Below are 421 nucleotides of genomic sequence, written 5' to 3'. Positions count from 1 at the left end.
CATCTCGGTCTCGCCCGGCCCACCGGTGACGGAGAGAAAGCCACCTTCGCTCTGGATCAGCAGGTCATAGGCCTTCTCCTGCTCGTAGGGGCCACCCTCGCCGTAGCCGGAGATGTCGCAGACGATCAGTCGCGGAAAGCGTTCGTGCAGCGCCTCGAAGGAGAGCCCCATGCGCGCGGCGGCGCCCGGTGCCAGGTTCTGCACCAGCACGTCGGCCTTGGCCAAGAGCTGGTCAAGGACCTGGGCAGCGGCGTCCTGCTTCACGTCCAGGCTCAGGCTTTCCTTGGAGCGGTTGGTCCAGACGAAATGCGAGGCCAGGCCGTCGACCCGCTCGTCGTAGCCGCGGGCGAAGTCGCCGGCACCGGGCCGCTCGATCTTGATCACCCGTGCGCCGAGGTCGGCCAGCTGGCGCGTGCAGAAC

Annotated in this window: 1 protein-coding gene; it reads right to left on the bottom strand. The window is 67.9% G+C overall.

Annotation, left to right across the window (positions count from 1 at the left end; all coding sequences use genetic code 11):
- Positions 1 to 421, bottom strand: a 421-nt coding sequence (locus tag ACEWB7_RS18060) for a CoA transferase (protein ID WP_411581095.1), incomplete at both ends; no start/stop codon positions are given.

It is taken from the genome of Acinetobacter sp. NIOH-H-8, assembly GCF_046635365.1.
In the GTDB taxonomy this organism is placed as follows: domain Bacteria; phylum Pseudomonadota; class Gammaproteobacteria; order Pseudomonadales; family Moraxellaceae; genus Acinetobacter.
Note: the sequence above shows the minus strand (reverse complement) of the source record. Positions and strands in the feature narration are given on the sequence as shown.